At 37.2% G+C, this 15,267-nt stretch carries 13 protein-coding genes; 3 read left to right on the plus strand and 10 right to left on the minus strand.

What is annotated here, in order from left to right; all coding sequences use genetic code 11:
* Nucleotides 1–228 precede the first annotated feature (228 nt).
* The 10 genes from PVV65_RS00620 to nth form a co-directional block, all read right to left on the minus strand.
* Entirely contained in the window at nt 229–615 is a 387-nt protein-coding gene (locus PVV65_RS00620) for a YbaN family protein (RefSeq protein ID WP_273788826.1), read from the minus strand.
* Between the two features lie 423 nt (nt 616–1,038).
* Nucleotides 1,039–1,944 carry a metal ABC transporter permease gene (locus tag PVV65_RS00625; RefSeq protein WP_273788827.1) on the minus strand — a complete coding sequence of 302 codons (906 nt, stop codon included), beginning with the start codon at nt 1,942–1,944 and terminating at the stop codon, nt 1,039–1,041.
* Nucleotides 1,941–2,807, minus strand: coding sequence for a metal ABC transporter permease (locus tag PVV65_RS00630; RefSeq protein ID WP_273788828.1), 867 nt, complete (start codon nt 2,805–2,807; stop codon nt 1,941–1,943). The genes PVV65_RS00625 and PVV65_RS00630 overlap by 4 nt, the downstream gene beginning before the upstream one ends.
* Nucleotides 2,804–3,634 carry a manganese/iron ABC transporter ATP-binding protein gene (locus PVV65_RS00635; RefSeq protein ID WP_273753884.1) on the minus strand — a complete coding sequence of 277 codons (831 nt, stop codon included), beginning with the start codon at nt 3,632–3,634 and terminating at the stop codon, nt 2,804–2,806. The genes PVV65_RS00630 and PVV65_RS00635 overlap by 4 nt, the downstream gene beginning before the upstream one ends.
* Nucleotides 3,631–4,539 (minus strand): metal ABC transporter substrate-binding protein, encoded by a 909-nt coding sequence (locus PVV65_RS00640; protein WP_273788829.1) that lies wholly within the window; start codon nt 4,537–4,539, stop codon nt 3,631–3,633. Before PVV65_RS00640 ends, PVV65_RS00635 begins: the two co-directional genes overlap by 4 nt.
* Before the next feature lie 1,406 nt (nt 4,540–5,945).
* A complete protein-coding gene (pheT, locus tag PVV65_RS00645; RefSeq protein WP_273788830.1) occupies nt 5,946–8,369 on the minus strand; it encodes a phenylalanine--tRNA ligase subunit beta in 2,424 nt (807 codons plus the stop codon).
* 32 nt (nt 8,370–8,401) lie between these two features.
* Nucleotides 8,402–9,484: a phenylalanine--tRNA ligase subunit alpha gene (gene pheS / locus PVV65_RS00650; protein WP_273788831.1), complete on the minus strand. Its 1,083-nt coding sequence runs from the start codon at nt 9,482–9,484 to the stop codon at nt 8,402–8,404.
* Nucleotides 9,485–9,577: 93 nt separating this feature from the next.
* On the minus strand, nt 9,578–9,979 hold the full coding sequence (rplT, locus tag PVV65_RS00655) for a 50S ribosomal protein L20 (RefSeq protein WP_273753880.1): 402 nt from the start codon (nt 9,977–9,979) through the stop codon (nt 9,578–9,580).
* 33 nt (nt 9,980–10,012) lie between these two features.
* A complete protein-coding gene (gene rpmI / locus PVV65_RS00660; protein ID WP_120121604.1) occupies nt 10,013–10,216 on the minus strand; it encodes a 50S ribosomal protein L35 in 204 nt (67 codons plus the stop codon).
* Between the two features lie 155 nt (nt 10,217–10,371).
* Nucleotides 10,372–11,133 (minus strand): endonuclease III, encoded by a 762-nt coding sequence (nth, locus tag PVV65_RS00665; RefSeq protein ID WP_275046163.1) that lies wholly within the window; start codon nt 11,131–11,133, stop codon nt 10,372–10,374.
* A 120-nt stretch (nt 11,134–11,253) separates the two neighbouring features.
* On the opposite strand from nth, the gene PVV65_RS00670 reads away from it, so the two are divergent.
* The 3 genes from PVV65_RS00670 (at nt 11,254) to ilvD (ending at nt 14,901) form a co-directional block, all read left to right on the plus strand.
* Nucleotides 11,254–11,685: an Hsp20 family protein gene (locus PVV65_RS00670; protein WP_273753879.1), complete on the plus strand. Its 432-nt coding sequence runs from the start codon at nt 11,254–11,256 to the stop codon at nt 11,683–11,685.
* A gap of 26 nt (nt 11,686–11,711) precedes the next feature.
* Complete coding sequence (locus PVV65_RS00675) at nt 11,712–11,963, plus strand: DUF1150 domain-containing protein (RefSeq protein WP_005774433.1); 252 nt, start codon at nt 11,712–11,714, stop codon at nt 11,961–11,963.
* Between the two features lie 1,099 nt (nt 11,964–13,062).
* Entirely contained in the window at nt 13,063–14,901 is a 1,839-nt protein-coding gene (ilvD, locus tag PVV65_RS00680; RefSeq protein WP_273788832.1) for a dihydroxy-acid dehydratase, read from the plus strand.
* The last annotated feature ends 366 nt before the right edge of the window (nt 14,902–15,267 follow it).

The following is a 15,267-nucleotide window of genomic DNA, read 5'->3' on the forward strand; positions in this document are numbered from 1 at the left end:
ATTGTTTACCAAGCAACTTTTTATGAACTCTAAGGGGGTTGTACATAATTTTCTTTGCTCAGAAAAATTATTTCACAAACATAGTATTAATCAATTGCTTTTAAAAATCTTGTTATTGCATATGCATTTTGAATACAGAGAGGTTATATGTAAAACTTGAAGGAAAAGTCTCTTTTACTTGTTTTAACAAATAAATCAAAAGAGCATCTCATAAAGCCTTTTCTATCATTACGAAGATGGACGTGTTACAAGATAAATAGCAATCAACAATAATATAACGGCAACGAGTAAAGAAATCCATAAAGGAGGGTGTACCATTACGAAAAAGGATAATCCCCCTCCTGTCATACTCATCACGGCAAAAATTTTAACAAATGGAGAAATAGCTCTTCTTTCTTCCCATCGTTTAAGAGGGGGACCAAAAATACGATGATTATTCAACCACTGATGAAAATGTGGAGAAGAACGCGTAAAACACCATGAGGCAACCAACAAAAAAGGTACCGTTGGCATAATAGGTAATACCACACCGATAATGCCTAATATAACCATTATCCAACCTGCTATATAATAGCAGAGACGTAAAGGGTGTGATATCTTGAAATATTTCTTCATTCTCTCGTATTACTTTCCTCCACGTAAAACTTTACACAAAAAATTGTATCTGTTTCATTGTTTATATCTTTGAGTGAATAATCCCTCTTTACTATTTCCCCTCTCCACCATTTCTATGTGTAAGTGTCTTTACTGTCATTAAGTTCCTTCAGGATACTAAATCGCTTTGCAATATGATAATTATTTTAAATGGTTTCAAGAAATAAGAAGAGATTTTAGAAAAGTAAAAAATAAAAAGGCTGCAGAATAAATCAATGCAGCCTCTTAATTAAGAATGCAGTGTTGGGGGGAGGAGAAAACGTACTGCATTCATTTGCTAGACATTAGGAGGAAAAATAACCTAGCGATTCAACCTCTAATTAAAATAAACATGAGAAACAATGTATAAAAATGCATGGCTGATATGCATAAATTTTATCACAGTCAAGTTTCTTGAACTGTGTTTCGACGAACGAAAATCATCATAAAAATAGCAATAAAAACCAACGTTAAGATCAAAACAATTGTGGAAGCAGAATCAGAGCCGATAAATAAGCTGAGATAAATCCCTAAAAAACCAGAAAGAGCTGCAACAAGTATCGCAATCATTAACATAAAAGAAAACCGTTTTGTGACAAGATAAGCAATTGCTCCTGGTGCTATGAGTAAAGAAATAACAAGCACAATTCCAACAGCTTTCAAAGCCGCGACAATCGTGAGAGAAATCATTGTTAAGAGAGTATAGTGAAGTAATGATATTCGCAATCCCATCGCACGACCTTGTACTGAATCAAAAATATACAGCATAAAATCGCGCCATTTTGCTCCTAAAATAAAAGTAACAATGGTAGAAATGATTGCTGTCTGTGTAATATCAAGCCAATTAACGCCCAACAGGTTACCAAATAGAATATGATTTAAATCTAGGCTACTATAGATAGATGTTGCCAAAACAAGTCCTAAACCAAACATCGATGAAAAAACAACACCCATCACTGTATCCTGTTTGATACGACTATTGCTTCCTAAAAAACCTGTTGTAAGCGCACAAACCATACCCGCAACAAAAGCACCGCACGTAATCAAAGTCATTGTAATATTCTCTGGACGCATATGCTGGAACCAAGCAAATGGTAAAGAAGTCAAAAATGCTATCACCCACGGCGTTGTCATATAACCAACAACAACACCAGGAAAAACGGCATGGGAAATGGCATCTCCTAATAGTGCCCATCCTTTCAAAATAAGAAAACAAGAAAGCATCGCCATTGGAATAGAAAGGATCATAACAATAAGCATGCCTTTCAGCATAAAAGAAAATTGAAAAGGAAGTAGTAATTGATCAATCATGACAATATCATCCCTTTTTTGGCTGCATTGATCCGTAAACGTGCAGCAATATACCCGTGTTTAGGAGCAAAAATAAAAGCTAACATAAACAAAAATGCTTGGAAAAGCACAACAACACCACCCGTTTGTGCATTTAAAAAGTAACTCACATAAACACCTAATATGCTTGTGAATGTCCCAATTATAACTGCAATAATCAAGATATTCGTAAAACGATCACTTAAAAGATAAGCTGTTGCCCCAGGTGTTACCACAAGGCAAATGACCAAAAATGCTCCAACTGTTTGCATAGCAGCAACCGTACAAGCAGCAAGCAGTGTAAAAAAGAGAATCTTTAAAAACTTTACGTTCAATCCAATGGCACGTGCATGTGTTTCATCAAATAAAGAAACAAGGAGATCTTTCCATTTTAAAAGCAATAGAAATAAAGAGAAAAAACCAATAAAAGCCAATTGTATAATATCTGATGAACTGACTGCTAAAATATTTCCTAAAACAATCGTATCAATATTAACAGCCATTGGTTTTAATGATTTGAGAAATAATCCAAAAGCAAAAAAGGAAGAAAAAATGAGACCAATAATGGTATCTTCTTTCAGTTTTGTCCGCTGATTAAAAAACAGCATCGCTGCTGCAGCAAGACCACCAGAAAAAAAAGCGCCAAGTGAAAATGGTAACCCTAAAAGGTAAGCCCCTGCGACACCAGGAACAATCGAATGGGATAGTGCATCACCAATTAATGACCAACCTTTTAACATCAAAAAAGCTGAAAGGAAGGCACAAACACACCCCACTAATCCAGAAACCCACATTGCATTTATCATATATTGATAGCTCAGTGGCTCAAGCAAAAAAGAAATCATGCAACGTGCTCCACTTTTTCAATATTTTCACAAACTGTAGATTGTTTTCTTCCCATGAAAACATTATTTTTTTTAGTGTTTTGAAGATCAAAAATATGGTGGTGCAAAGATCCTCCAAAAGTTTTCTCCAGATTTTCCTTTGTGAAGATTTTTTCTGTTAACCCAGAAGCTAAAACAGTCCCTTTTATTAAAACCGTATGATCACAAAATTCCGGAACAGAGCCTAAATTATGGGTAGAAACTAAGATTACTGCTCCTTCTTTACGAAGATCTTGTAACAAAGCAACGATTTTATCTTCTGTTGTAACATCAACCCCTGTAAACGGTTCATCTAATAAAATAGCTTTTGCTTTCTGTGCTAAAGCGCGCGCTAGAAAAACACGCTTTTTCTGTCCACCAGAAAGTTCTCCAATCTGGCGCTTGGCAAAAGGCAACATATCTACGCGCTCCAAGGCAACACGAACAGCTTCATAATCTCGTGCGCTGGCATAGCGAAAGAAATTCATATGACCATACCGCCCCATCAAGACAACATCTTCAACCAGAACAGGAAAATTCCAATCCACATCTTCACTTTGAGGAACATAAGCAATAAGATTTTTTTTCAAAGCGACATCAACGGGCAAATCAAACATGCGAATTTTCCCCTTTGAAGGACTTACAAACCCCATAATTGCTTTAAATAATGTTGATTTACCTGATCCATTAACGCCAACCAATGCTGTAATAGATCCCTTTGGACTTTCAAAATTCACTTCGCGTAAAGCTGTATGTCCATTACGGTAAGTTACCGTTACCCCTTGGGCAAATATTCCACATTCCGTCATTGTTTTTTTACTCCCTCTAATAAGGCATTGCTAATACGCCCACTCGTAACACGTAATAAATCAATATAAGTGGGGACTTCACCATTTTTCTCACTTAGAGAATCAACATAGAGAACACCACCGTATTTAGCCCCTGTTTCTCTTACGACTTGCTTAGCAGGTGCTGGAGAAATAGTGCTTTCAGAAAAAACAGCATGGATATTATATTTACGGACCATATCAATAACATGCTTAACCTGCTGTGGTGTTCCTTGCTGATCAGCGTTAATGGGCCATAAATAAAGTTCTTTTAGATCAAAATCACGTGCTAAATAGCTAAATGCCCCCTCACTGGTGACAAGCCAACGCTTATCTTGAGGAACTTCTGCCAATTCAGCTCTAATGGGATCAATGGTGGCGCGAATTTTTTGTTTATAAATCTCAGCATTTTCTTTATAAATAGCAGCATTCTCAGGATCATACTTTACAAAAGCGTCGCGAATATTATCAACGTAGATCAGAGCAGAAGTGGGTGACATCCAAGCATGAGGATTGGGTTTACCGCTAAAGGGACCTTCACCAATTTTAATGGGTACAACACCTTTTGAAACGACCACACTTGGAACATCCTTGATATTTTGAAAAAACTTTTCAAACCAAAGCTCCAATTCTAACCCATTCCATAGGATAAGATTTGCACCTTGCGCACGCATAAGATCACGAGGGGTGGGTTGATATTCATGAATTTCAGCACCTGGTTTTGTGATTGATTCAACATCAGCCACATCACCTGCTACATTTCGCGCCATATCGGCAATAATAGTGAATGTGGTAACAGCCTTAAATTTACCAGCACATACCGCTAAATTGGGAGTAAGAAAAATAAAGCTTACCAGAATGAGAGTAGAAATTTTTTTTATATTCATTAATTTTCTCTTTGTTTTATTGCGAATGATTTGCATTATCATTTAGGAATAACAGTTATCTTTTACATTTGCAATGAAGGATTTTTACAAAAATTAACTTTTCAAGTCCTTTAAAAAAATTTTTCTTTTCTTGAAAATTCACCTTGAAAAAAGCGAATAATTAAAAAAATTGTTTTGTCGTTTTGCAAAGCATTTGATAAAAAGCTGAGATATCTTTCTCATTCGTTGCTGGTAAGCTTGTGTTTTATGGCACTTTTTATTTCATAAAGCCTGTGACTTTTCTGTTACAACTGAATCAACAGCTTATTTCAATGATAATATATTAATTTATAAGGATAACGTATCGTTTTATTGAGTTAATGATCCAAATATCATAGGGGCTTATCATTTTAAACTTTCTTATTATGACGCAATGACTATCTTTTACTTGATCATTACAAACAGAATAAGTCTGTGAACAAAAACGATAAAAAGGAATGAAAATCCTTTTTATGGTCTCTCGCCAATACAAGGTTTAGTCGATTATATGGAAGCTAGAAAAGAGAAAGTATGATGGAGCCAATTTGCTTTTTATTAAGCATAAAGAGAATGAAGCGTAATAAACTTTAATTACACTATTCACAGATGCTGTCGTAAAATAGACTTAGAAGCATTGAAATATGTTTCTTAAAAAGCGCACATTTGAAAAAATACTACGTATATCTGTTTGGTCTATCTCTGAAATGAAGCGCAGCTTTTTTAGAAGAGAATACCAAGATATAAAGTAAAAAAACATCTTCCGATGATCTTCCTTTTTAATTCAGCTTTATATTAAATGAATTTTAAAAATTCAAAGGGTTTTAGTCTATTATTGGTGGTTCTAGTAGATCAGGTTAGTCAAGTTATTTACAGACGTTATGCAGTTTTTGCGATTTTATAAAGAATCTCAAGAAATACTTTTTAATTCATAGAATGCCTATTGTCCCATGTTTTTACTCTCATTTTCTAATGAGATATACATCTCTCATAAAAAAAATAAAACGCTCAAAACAGAGACTTATTATGTTATTTATGCGACTTTTTTTACACAACCCCTTATATCCATTTCATGGGCTTGAACTGAAAGATATAGGTCCCAAAGGGATGAGCTTCATCATTGATTTTACAAAATGCGGTATCATTATTTTCTTTATTTATGGTTTCTAAACAACTTCTCCACTTTAAGGTAGGAGAATAAATGATTTTGATTCATTCAAAGAGGATTTGAAATGATAAGCCTCATAATATTGGGGATTCTTATTTAAGACAAAAATTATCAGTGGATAGATTGTCGTAAAACTCTTTTTCAAAAACTCCATAGAATTCGAACCTTTAAAAAATAAAGGAGCATTCGTACTCCTGTCTTTATAAAAATCATTTGAAAATAGTCAATGACGAAGATAAGCGCCTGTCATTTTAGTGACTTTTTCTATTACTTTTGCAGCAATTTCTTCTAGGTCTTTATCTGTCAAAGTGCGTTCAATCGGTTGAATAACAATCTCAATGGCAACAGATTTTTTATCTTCACCAAGGCTTTGCTCTTCAAAAAGATCAAAAACCTGGACGGAATGAATAAGTTTTTTATCAGCTCCTTGAGCAGCACGAACAATAAGAGAAGAAGCAACTTTCTTGTCAACAATAAATGCAAAATCACGCCGCACCATTTGAAACGGCGATAATTTCAAAGGAGGACGGCTTTTCGTTGTTTTTTTCTTTGGTTCTGGAATTTGATCAAGAAAAATTTCAAAACCGCATAAAGGACCACTGATATCTAATTTTTCTAAGGTCGCTGGATGAAGAACACCAAAAAAACCAAGAATAATTTTTGAACCAAGTTTTACGACACCTGAACGACCTGGGTGATACCAATCAGGGGCTCCAACTTCAATTTGTACTTTCCCAACATCTATATCACATGCTTCTAAAATGGCTAAAGCATCTGCTTTGGCATCAAAAACATCAACAGCTGTTGCATTTTCATTCCAAAAACGCCCAGCACCTTCAAATTTCTCTGTGCCACGACGAATCCCACTTACAACACGTTTTTGTTTATCAGGGGTATCACCTTCATAAATGCTGGAAACTTCAAACAAAGCAAGATCAGAAAAACCACGATCAGCATTTCTCTGTGCCGCCATAAGCAAACCAGGTAAAAGAGAAGGACGCATCACTGACATATCAGCGGCAATAGGATTGATCAATTTAAGCTGTTTAAGCTGTGCTTGACCTCCCCCAAAAGCAAGAGCTTGATTTTCAGAGATAAAAGACCACGTTACGGCTTCTTTCATACCACGATGTGCTAAAGCCAAACGGCTAGCGCGTGAACGAATTTGTACGCATGTTAAGACTTGATCTTTATCTTTTGCGAAATTTTCCAAAGGAATAGGTTTAATTTTATCTAACCCATAAATCCTCATGACTTCTTCTACCAAATCGGCTTTACCCATAATATCAGGACGCCATGATGGTACTTTTACTGTAATGACATCTCCTTTTCCCACAATGCGAAATCCAAGTTTCGTTAAAATAGAGATGACTTTTTCAGGCTCTATTTCCAAATGTGTTAAACGTTTAATCTCAGAAAAAGGAAAAGCGATCTGTTTGGTTTCTTGTTGCTGATAGCCAACAATTTTTGCCTTGGATATTTCACCACCACAAAGGCGTAAGGTGAGTTCTGTTGCAATTTCAAGCCCTGTTTCCGTAAAAGCCGGATCAACACCCCGTTCAAACCGATAACGTGCATCACTGATAAGACCTAATGTTCGCCCTGTTTGTGCGATGCTTTGCGCATCCCAAAGCGCCGATTCAATAATAACGCGCCGCGTCGTCTCATCACAGCTTGTTCTCTCACCACCCATGATACCAGCAATGGAAATAACACCTTCTTCATCGGCAATAATACAATCCTGAACGCTCAAATGATAGATTTTTCCGTTCAGTGCTTGAAGTTTTTCCCCTGCACGAGCACAACGCACATACAAATTTCCTTTAATTTTATCAGCATCAAAAACATGGAGTGGACGACCAAGATCAAAACTAATATAATTGGTCATATCAACCAGCGCATTAATCGGTCTTAGACCAATTGTACTTAAACGCTGTTGCATCCATTGCGGTGATGGACCATTTTGAACATTGCGCACTTCACGCCAAGCAAAACCTAAACATAAGGATGTGCTTTGCGAAAAATCTAACGAAACATCAAGTGGTGTCTCAAAACGCGCTTTGAATTGTGGTAAGGATAATTCTTTTAATTTTCCTATTCCAGCAGCAGCAAGATCACGGGCAATACCGCGAACACCTGTGCAATCAGAACGATTTGGAGTCAAACCAATATCAATAATTGGATCATCTAAACCGCTGTAAACCGCAAAGGATTCCCCAATAGGTGCATTTTCTGGAAGTTCGATAATGCCATCGTGCTCATTGGATAATTCAAGCTCTGCCCATGAACACATCATCCCAAAACTTTCAACACCACGGATTTTTCCTACGGATAATGTGACATCGAGTCCTGGAACATAAGTGCCTGGTAATGCAAGAACTCCGACAAGGCCTGCACGTGCATTTGGTGCTCCACAGATAACTTGAACAGGTGTATCAGAGCCTGTATCCACGGATAAAATCTGGAGTTTATCTGCATCTGGGTGTTTATCTGCTGTTAAAACTTTCGCAATCATAAAACCTTTTAAAGAAGAACGATCATCAACATGGTCAACCTCAAGGCCTATAGCTGTTAATTTTTCACAAATTTTATCTAAAGATGCATCTGTTTCTAAGTGATCTTTTAACCACGACAAAGTAAATTTCATTTTAAAACCTCACATGAAAGCTTCTGATAAGATCACACATTTCTATTAGGAAAAAAAGCAGGCATATCAAAGCAACGAAAGCCATAATGGTCTAGCCAACGCAGATCAGCATCAAAAAAAGCGCGTAAATCAGGCATGCCATATTTCAACATGGCAATACGATCAATGCCCATTCCCCATGCAAAACCTTGATATTCATCGGGATCTAAACCAACATTTTTCAACACATGAGGATGCACCATCCCACAGCCTAAAATTTCCAACCAATCCTGCCCTTCGCCAAACTTTACTTCTGAACCAGAACGATCACACTGAATATCCACTTCCATAGATGGTTCGGTAAAAGGGAAAAAAGAGGGACGAAAACGCATTTTTACTGAAGAAACTTCAAAAAATTCTTTACAAAAAGTCTCATGAAGCCACATCATATGGGCAATGGTAGAGGTTTTATCAATAACAAGACCTTCTACCTGATGAAACATAGGGGAATGCGTTGCATCTGAATCCATACGATAGGTTTTCCCAGGAATAATGATACGTATCGGAGCCTTCTGCTTTTCCAGTGTGCGAATTTGTACAGGTGAGGTATGGGTGCGTAATAATTTCCGCTCCCCTGTTTTATCAACATCAAAAAAGAAAGTATCATGCATTTCACGTGCTGGATGACCTTCAGGAAAATTCAATGCCGTAAAATTATAATAATCTGTTTCAATATCTGGTCCTTCTGCAAGTGAAAAACCCAATTTTGTATAAATGGCGATAATTTCTTCAATTACTTGTGAAATAGGATGAATACGTCCCCGTTCCATAGGCGAAGAGCGAACAGGCAAGGTAATATCAACCGTTTCACGAGAAAGACGGGCATTCATTGCTTGTCTTTTCAAAAGATCACGCTTTTGCGTCCATAATTCTAAAATGCGATTTTTTAATCCATTAAGAACGGGTCCAACTTTTTGGCGCTCGCTCGCCTCCATCTTTCCTAATGCTTTTAATTTTTCAGAGATACTCCCTTTTTTACCCAATGCTGCAATACGCACTGCTTCAAGGGCCTGTTCATCACCTGCAGCTTCTAAGGCTAAACAAATTTCTTGTTCCAGACGCTCAATATCGTTCATATTTTTGCCTATTTTTTAATAAAAAAAACCCGCACTCGCAATAGCCAGCACGGGACCTCGAATAAATAAATGCTTTAAGAGAACACGACTGGCTTACTTGACAGCGCTTTCAAAAGCATTAGGTGTTGTATCTTTTAAATATTCTAAAGCTTTTTTTGCCGAAGCGACTAAAGCAGAGAATGCTTCTGCCTCATAGATTGCTATATCTGAAAGAACTTTACGATCAACTTCAATACCAGCTTTTGATAAGCCATCAATAAAACGTCCATACGTTAAACCTTCTGCACGAGCAGCCGCATTAATTCTCTGAATCCACAAAGCGCGGAAAGTACGCTTTCTATTTTTGCGATCACGATAAGCATATTGCTTTGAACGATCAACTGCTGCCTTAGCAGCACGAATAGTATTTTTACGACGACCGTAAAAACCTTCAGCCTGTTTCAAAACTTTTTTGTGTTTAGCGTGGGCTGTCACACCTCTTTTTACACGTGCCATGTAATACTCTCCTAAAAATCAAAAGCGTAAGGTTTAAGAACCATTCGGCAAATAATACTGAATAACTTTCTTGGCATCTGGCTCACTCAAAACCATCGTTCCACGTGCATCACGAATAAATTTATTCGAACGCTTAATCATACCATGGCGCTTACCGGCGGCTGCTACTTTAATTTTGCCTGACGCAGTGATTTTAAACCGCTTTTTAGCGGATGATTTGGTCTTCATCTTGGGCATTTTGCTACTCCATACATTAATAATTCAACCGAACATTTTATTCACTCAAGTGGACCAACACTTGAATAAGCATTTAAACAGCCACGGCATGCCCTGCCGGGCGGTTCTCCAGAGACGCTTTCATAAGCTAGTATACACAAAATAGCAAGAGTGTATTACAAAAAAATCGGCGCTCCATTACCTTGAATTTCAACCAAAGGTGCTGGAATAGCATTTGTTTTGCTTGCAGCTTTACATAAATCAGCAATAATGCATTGCCTACATTGTGCTTTACGTGCTTGGCAGACATAACGCCCATGCAAAATCAGCCAATGATGCGCATGACGAAGATAATGAATCGGTATAATTTTTAATAATTTTTTCTCAACAATCTCTGGTGTTTTGCCGGGTGCCAAACCAAGGCGATTGCTTAAGCGAAAAATATGTGTATCGACCGCCAATGTAGGCTGGCCAAAAGCAACATTCAAAACGACATTCGCTGTTTTACGTCCTACGCCTGGAAGCGACATAAGTGCTTCACGCGTATCAGGGACTTGACCACCATATTGCTCCATTAAACAGTTGCAAAGTGCATAAACATTACGTGCTTTTGCACGCCAAAGACCAATTGAACGGATATGGCGTGCTATTCCTTCTTCTCCTAATGCAACCATTTTTTCTGGTTGATCAGCAAGGTGAAAGAGTTCTTTTGTCGCTTTATTAACGCTTACATCTGTCGCTTGAGCTGAAAGAACAACGGCAATCAACAGTGTAAAAGTATTTATATAGTTAAGATCACTTTTAGGTGTTGGGCGTTGCACAGAAAAACGGCGAAATATTTCTGCAATTTCATTTTCATTATATAATATACCAGATAAATTTCGCACCTTTGACAAATTTATGGTATTTCGAGGTATTTTTATGTTACTTTGAGACATTAAGCTCTCTTAATCTTCTCTCTTGAAGTTATCATTCGCGCTCGCTATATGAGAAGAATGCAGCGAACACTTTATATAGAGTTTTGTCAAGTAAAGCCGCTTTAAAGAGGATACTCATGAATGACACATGTGACACCTTTCTCTAATCCTTTCCTTTTAGGATTTGAAACTGTAGAAAAAATATTACAACGTATCGGTAAAGGTGATGAGGCTTACCCAGCCTATAATATTGAGCGTTTACATAAAAACGATGATGCAAATCATATCCGGATAACTTTAGCTGTTGCTGGATTTAAGATTAATCATCTTAATATTTTGCTCGATGATAATCAATTGGTTATTCATGGTAAACAAACAGACAATCAAAATCACCAATATTTATATCGCGGTATAGCCGCGCGGCAATTCCAGCGGATCTTTGTTCTTGCGGAAGGGATGAATGTTACAAATGCAGAGTTGAAAAATGGTCTTTTATCAATTAATCTGTATCAACCAAAATTAAAAAAAGAAATAAAACAGATTCCAATTAAAGTCAGTTGTAGTGAGTCATAAAAGTTAAGGCGTAAAGGAATAGTGAAATGGGAGAACATAAACAAAGCTTATCATTTCAGAACACGTCCTACTCTGATGCGGGACAGATTGCTTATTTAAAAAAGGTTTGTACAGATGATCTGGCTAAAAACTTTCCAGATCTTCCACCTATGACTCCAGGCATTACCATATGGGCGCTTTTTGGTGAAACAGGTTATCCTATCATTTTATCCGATGAACGCTCTATTGCTCTTGCTGGAGCCAATGAGCATGAACTCCAGATTGTTACTCTACACTAGATTGCGCTTTACGAGAAAAAATGGATCTATTTATAAATTCTATCCGTTTTTTCTCAGTTAAAGGGTGTTGTGCTGTTTAGCGGTATTGTTAGATTTTTCCTTCTTTTATTGGTGAGGGCCGCGGTGTTTTAGTATTGTGTGGAGCTTAGAAGGATTGGCATTTTTCTGCAATGTGGCGTTATCACTAAAATAAAAGATTGATGACTATTCATCATTAATTTTTTGTAACTGGAATAAAGAGCCTGAAAATTATGAGATTCCCTCATTTAAGGTATTCTCGTATTGATCAATTAAAATTACTTGTTTTCCCATCATAAGTAGAGTTGGCGTGTAGGTAAAAAATACTTGAAGGAAAGAATATTCCCTTTATGAATTATCTTAATTGTCAATGACTTTTACAACATTGGATGAGTAAAATGTACGATTTTACCAAATTTTTCTTTACATAAATGTAAAGGTGGTGGTGCTCTATAAGTTTTATTTATTTATGGGGATATTATACCATTCATGGGCTTGGTGGTGAAATGGGCTAGAGCATATTAAGAGATACTTCTTTAAAATGAATGCGTGAATTGGTAGGAAAAGTTCATTCCACTGGAGCACTCTATTTGCGTGAAGATCTTGACTTCATTGAAGAATGTGAAAAACAAAAGCATGAGAGAATTATCATTATTTAAGATATCGCTATGGATGCTTTTGAAAGGTGTAAAGCTTAGAGTGTAAGGAGATGGTAGGTTTTTATACCATTATGCTTTCATATTCTTTACCAATTAGGCTGTCCTCTTCTTCCAGAAATTACGCAAACAGATTGATGTAATATACGCACTAAATCTTACATATAAAAATCTAGAATAGTTTGTTCTGCACTGAATCATTTTGAATTTGTCTCAAACGTGTAGTTATTCTGTGATTAGATATTGATTATCAGGTAATAGCAAAATAAAAGCTTTATGACTTTATGAGAAAGTTTATGTAAGGCCTTTAATTTTGTGCTTCGAATGCTTCAGGACAAGGTATTTTTTTTGAATATTAAAGCTTTTGTTTTATGGTGAAGTTACAGCACAACAAGCGAAATGGAATTATTTGAGGGGAAAAAATAATGCCTTCTTACCGTTCAAGAATATCAACACACGGGCGTAATATGGCAGGAGCTCGCGGTCTTTGGCGTGCAACAGGGATGAAAGATGCGGATTTTGGTAAACCCATTATTGCGATTGCGAATTCTTTTACACAATTTGTACCAGGGCATGTTCATTTAAAAGATCTTGGACAATTGGTTGCACAACAGATAGCCATTGCTGGTGGTGTTGCAAAAGAGTTTAACACCATTGCTGTAGATGATGGAATTGCGATGGGTCACGATGGAATGCTTTATTCTCTGCCCTCACGTGAAATTATTGCTGATTCTGTAGAGTATATGGTCAATGCCCATTGTGCGGATGCTCTTGTTTGTATTTCTAATTGTGACAAAATTACACCTGGAATGTTAATGGCTGCTTTACGATTGAATATTCCAACAATCTTTGTTTCAGGCGGGCCTATGGAAGCCGGTAAGATTAAATGGAAAGATCAAGATTTAAGGGTTGATTTGGTTGATGCCATGGTTGCCGCCGCTTCAGAACAGAATTCAGAAGAAGAAGTTGCTGAAATGGAACGTGCTGCTTGTCCTACATGTGGGTCTTGTTCAGGAATGTTTACGGCTAATTCCATGAATTGCTTAACAGAAGCTTTGGGGCTTTCGCTTCCTGGAAATGGATCAGTGCTCGCAACACATGCAGATCGACGGATGCTTTTTGAAGAAGCTGGAAGGCAGATTGTTGCATTGGCCAAGCGTTATTATGAAAAAGATGATGAAACGATTTTGCCACGCTCTATTGCTTCACGCAGGGCTTTTGAAAATGCCATGACTGTTGATATTGCCATGGGGGGGTCAACCAATACGGTACTGCATCTTTTAGCAGCGGCACAAGAAGGTGAGGTGGATTTTACCATGACGGATATTGACCACCTTTCACGTCGTGTTCCAGTTTTATGCAAGGTTGCTCCTGCTGTTGCGAATGTCCATATGGAAGATGTTCATCGCGCAGGTGGTATTATGGGGCTTTTAGGCGAGCTAGATGCGGCTGGACTCATTGATACATCAACTTATACGGTTCACGCAAAAACCATGAAAGAAGCTCTTGATCATTGGGATATAAAACAAACTAAAGAATCAACAGTTTATGCATTTTATCGTGCCGCTCCAGGGGGTATTCCGACACAGATAGCTTTTAGTCAATCTTGTCGCTATGAGACTCTTGATTTTGATCGTGAAAAAGGTGTGATTCGCGATAGAGAGCATGCGTATTCACAAGATGGAGGATTGGCAGTTCTTTATGGAAATCTTGCTAAAGATGGCTGTATTGTAAAAACAGCAGGCGTTGATCAATCAATTTTGACCTTTAAAGGTCCAGCAAGAATTTTTGAAAGTCAAGATTCAGCTGTTTCAGCGATCTTAAATGATAAAATTAAAACAGGTGAAATTGTTTTAATCCGTTATGAAGGACCGCGTGGGGGACCTGGAATGCAAGAAATGCTTTATCCAACGAGTTATCTCAAATCTAAAGGATTGGGCAAAGTTTGTGCACTTATTACGGATGGACGTTTTTCAGGGGGAAGCTCAGGGCTTTCGATAGGCCATATTTCACCAGAAGCAGCTGAAGGAGGAGAAATTGCGTTGGTGGAAGAAGGGGATATCATAGAAATTGACATTCCAAACCGTAGCATTCATATGTTGGTTGATGATGTTGAGATGAAACAGCGTCGTGCCAAGATGGAAGCGAAAGGAAAAGATGCTTGGCAACCAGTTGAGAGGCGTCAGCGCAAAGTTTCAAAGGCTCTCAAAGCTTATGCTGCGATGACAACCTCTGCTGCAAAAGGTGCTGTTCGTAATATTTGATGAGATGAAGGATGCGTCCTTATAAGAAAAGTTAAAGAGAAAGTATGCTTTGATTTTTTGCACGATATTCTAAGCAGATTATTCTATAAGTTTACGAACTTATCATAATATTTTGAGTCATCGTGAATGTGATTAAAAAACATAAATATGATTTAAAAGCTTATTGCAGATTTTTTGTTTTAGCAACTAGCTATATAAGATAGGTGAAGAAGGGGATTGATGATTTTTCATATTATCTTCTAAGTTTTGTAGGAGATTGCGACCTCTTTTTACGCGTATTTAGGAAAGATATTTACTGTATTGGTGATATTATCATGTTATGTCGTAAAACACTCTTATTGAGGGCTGTGATATAAAACGGCCTTC

Origin of the sequence: Bartonella sp. ML70XJBT (assembly GCF_028618425.1) — a bacterium.
Lineage (GTDB): Bacteria > Pseudomonadota > Alphaproteobacteria > Rhizobiales > Rhizobiaceae > Bartonella.

Excerpts from the sequence above, each read along its gene's own strand:
- rplT (WP_273753880.1), bottom strand. The coding sequence starts at position 9,979 with ATGGCACGTGTAAAAAGAGGTGTGACAGCCCACGCTAAACACAAAAAA.
- PVV65_RS00675 (WP_005774433.1), top strand. The coding sequence starts at position 11,712 with ATGGGAGAACATAAACAAAGCTTATCATTTCAGAACACGTCCTACTCT.
- nth (WP_275046163.1), bottom strand. The coding sequence starts at position 11,133 with ATGTCTCAAAGTAACATAAAAATACCTCGAAATACCATAAATTTGTCA.
- pheT (WP_273788830.1), bottom strand. The coding sequence starts at position 8,369 with ATGAAATTTACTTTGTCGTGGTTAAAAGATCACTTAGAAACAGATGCA.
- ilvD (WP_273788832.1), top strand. The coding sequence starts at position 13,063 with ATGCCTTCTTACCGTTCAAGAATATCAACACACGGGCGTAATATGGCA.
- pheS (WP_273788831.1), bottom strand. The coding sequence starts at position 9,484 with ATGAACGATATTGAGCGTCTGGAACAAGAAATTTGTTTAGCCTTAGAA.
- PVV65_RS00625 (WP_273788827.1), bottom strand. The coding sequence starts at position 1,944 with ATGATTGATCAATTACTACTTCCTTTTCAATTTTCTTTTATGCTGAAA.
- PVV65_RS00635 (WP_273753884.1), bottom strand. The coding sequence starts at position 3,634 with ATGACGGAATGTGGAATATTTGCCCAAGGGGTAACGGTAACTTACCGT.
- PVV65_RS00670 (WP_273753879.1), top strand. The coding sequence starts at position 11,254 with ATGACACATGTGACACCTTTCTCTAATCCTTTCCTTTTAGGATTTGAA.
- rpmI (WP_120121604.1), bottom strand. The coding sequence starts at position 10,216 with ATGCCCAAGATGAAGACCAAATCATCCGCTAAAAAGCGGTTTAAAATC.
- PVV65_RS00640 (WP_273788829.1), bottom strand. The coding sequence starts at position 4,539 with ATGAATATAAAAAAAATTTCTACTCTCATTCTGGTAAGCTTTATTTTT.
- PVV65_RS00620 (WP_273788826.1), bottom strand. The coding sequence starts at position 615 with ATGAAGAAATATTTCAAGATATCACACCCTTTACGTCTCTGCTATTAT.
- PVV65_RS00630 (WP_273788828.1), bottom strand. The coding sequence starts at position 2,807 with ATGATTTCTTTTTTGCTTGAGCCACTGAGCTATCAATATATGATAAAT.